Below are 2,359 nucleotides of genomic sequence, written 5' to 3'. Positions count from 1 at the left end.
GATCGGCAAAGACCCCTGGGAGCTTGCGCCCGACCGGTTTCGCCACTTCTAGCAGCGCCTACTGCCGAACGAGCAGCAGCATCCGGCCTGCTACGGGTAAACCGTGATGGGGGACGACCCTGCCGCGCGGGGGTTCACCGTTTGACCGCTGATTGTGCCGTCGCCGCTATACCCGACTGAGACGTGCAACTGCTCGAAGCCCGTGAGCTGCCAGGTTGTGCCGCCGTCGACGGGGATGCTGCGGGCGCCACCGGCAGGAATCGTCACCGATGTTCGCGTGCCGCTATCCGCATCCTCCATCGTGAATTCCGCCGCAGATTCTGCGGGGTTCACGAGGTAGATAACGGGGTTGTCGCCTTCGGCCACCGTGAGCAGGGTCTCGTCCGCGACAGCGGAGACCGTGGGAAGCCACACGAAGTCGGTTGCTCCCGTGGTGCCCACCGTCGATACTCGCGCACCGGCGACGATGGGAACATCCGCCGTGATGCGGGCGGAATAGGTTCCCTCCTCGAACTCGCCAATGAGGAGCTCTGTGACGACTCCGGGATCGAGCGTGACGTCGATATCCACTGGTTCACCGTTGCGCCCATCTGAGGTCACCCGCGTCATGGTGATGGTCGCGTGGGCAAGCTCGGCCCCCGGCACGAAGAACCGCAGAACGGTGTTGAGGTCGAGAAACTCTTCACCAAGAACGGCTGCCTCAAGGGCATCATGATCGAGCATCGGCAGAGCCGGGATGATCACCTCGGTCGACGGGGCCGCCGCCGGGGTAACAATATCCACGCCGCCCGGCGTCAGTGTGCGCACGGTCATCTGCTGCAGGGTCGCGACCACTCGGGCTCCCGCGCTCTGCACTCGCAGAACGGGGCTCTGAAGCCCCGGGGCAAGGCCAGCGACTGAGTACACTCGCTCCCCTCCCGCAGGGATCGCGATTCCGGTGGCACCGGGGGCCGTCACGGCTCCGGTCTCGGAGAACACCGAAACATCCACGGTCGCGCTGACATCGCCGGGGTTGACGATCACCAAGAGCGTGGTTCGGCCCGTTGTGGTTGCTCCGCCGACGAGCCATGCATCGTCTTTGGCCTCGCCGCACTCGGCGGCCGCTGAACCGACGAAGTCGCCACGAGCGACCGACTGGAACTGGCTACCCGCAAAAAGGGGCTGCTCACCGTCGGAATCGGCCGGGAGCGAGAGGATGCGCGCACCAGAATCCGCACCGGCGATCCCGGTGGCCGGTGCCGAGGCGATGCGGCCACTGCTCGACGCGCTCGTAATCGTCGGCTCTCCCAGCGCGGATGCCGTCGTCGCCTGAGCGCCCGTCTCATCCCCCAGCCTCAGCAGGGGCCCGGGGCACACCCGAGACTGCGCGTCGGCGACAGGAGTGACCCGAACGGACGGCGGTTCTGACACGACCGATGGAATGGGAACGAGCGCGGCAGCAGCGATGACGGCGGCCGCAACGGCAGCCCCGGCCACGGCAGTGAGTAGACGAGCGGAAACGAGCAAAGTGCCTTTGACCCCGCGCGGCTGTCGCGGGGCCGGAGCAGCCTCCTCGTCGATGACGTTGCCCGCAGCGAACGGGTCAATGGCCGGCGTCGGCATGCTCGACGAAGCAGGATGCGTCAGGTCGATGTGATCATCGCCGTCGCGCTGCGGGCGAAACTGGTCGTCCGGGCGAAACTGGTCGTCACGAGGGTCAGTCATCGGTCTCCTCGTCGAAAGTGGTCGCTCTGGAGTCGCTCATCGTCTCGCGGACCCGGCGCCGGCGGCGATGCGTCGGAACTGCCAGCAGCACGGTGAGGAGCAGGATCGCCGCTTGCACTGCGAGAATGACGCGCCCCTCGAGGGTGTCGACGTTCGATGGCCCCGCAATCGAATCTGCGACGGGAGCATCCGTGATTCTCCACAGCAGGCCAAAGCTTGTGTTGCCGACCGGGATCACCCTGGCATTGGCGTCGAGCGAGTCGACCGTGCGAGTTCGCACGGCCTCGGCGCTGCGTTCCGCCCTGGTCGTGTCACCGGTTTCGAGGGGCTCGAAGTCGGCGAGCACCACGAACTGCACCGACAGAGTGGAGAGGTCATCGGCCGGGTCGTAGCTGCCGCGCGAGGCAAGGTTGCCCGCGAGTCGGGCGAGGGCCTCCTCGCGCTCGTCGATCGCTGGATCGGTTGCCGCGAGGGTTGATTGGTCGTTGAGCGTGGTCCCGCTGCCCCGCTGAAGGTCGGCAACGAGCGCCCCGTCCCCCGTCGGGGTGAGCACGAGAGTGCCCACGTTGGGCATTGTGCGAGCCTCGGCATCGACCACGGCCGGAACCAGCCGACCGGACGACGCGGCAACCGGCGATTCGCCCGCGAGCAGCCC

1 protein-coding gene and 1 pseudogene are annotated in these 2,359 nt (G+C 67.1%); both read right to left on the bottom strand.

Annotated features, from left to right (window positions below):
• Positions 1 to 90: 90 nt before the first annotated feature.
• Positions 91 to 1,704 carry a DUF5719 family protein gene (locus AC062T_RS11725; protein ID WP_476030229.1) on the bottom strand — a complete coding sequence of 538 codons (1,614 nt, stop codon included), beginning with the start codon at positions 1,702 to 1,704 and terminating at the stop codon, positions 91 to 93.
• Positions 1,697 to 2,359, bottom strand: a pseudogene (locus AC062T_RS11720) (hypothetical protein); the annotation flags it as partial. The gene AC062T_RS11725 and the pseudogene AC062T_RS11720, both read right to left, overlap by 8 nt.

The sequence above is a fragment of the Homoserinimonas sp. genome, assembly GCF_056262345.1.
The sequence above is the reverse complement of the archived record's forward strand: the minus strand, read 5'-3'. Positions and strand labels throughout refer to the sequence as shown.

What these genes read in the sequence shown, in the direction of transcription:
- AC062T_RS11725 (WP_476030229.1), bottom strand. Translation starts at nt 1,704, where the DNA reads ATGACTGACCCTCGTGACGACCAGTTTCGCCCGGACGACCAGTTTCGC.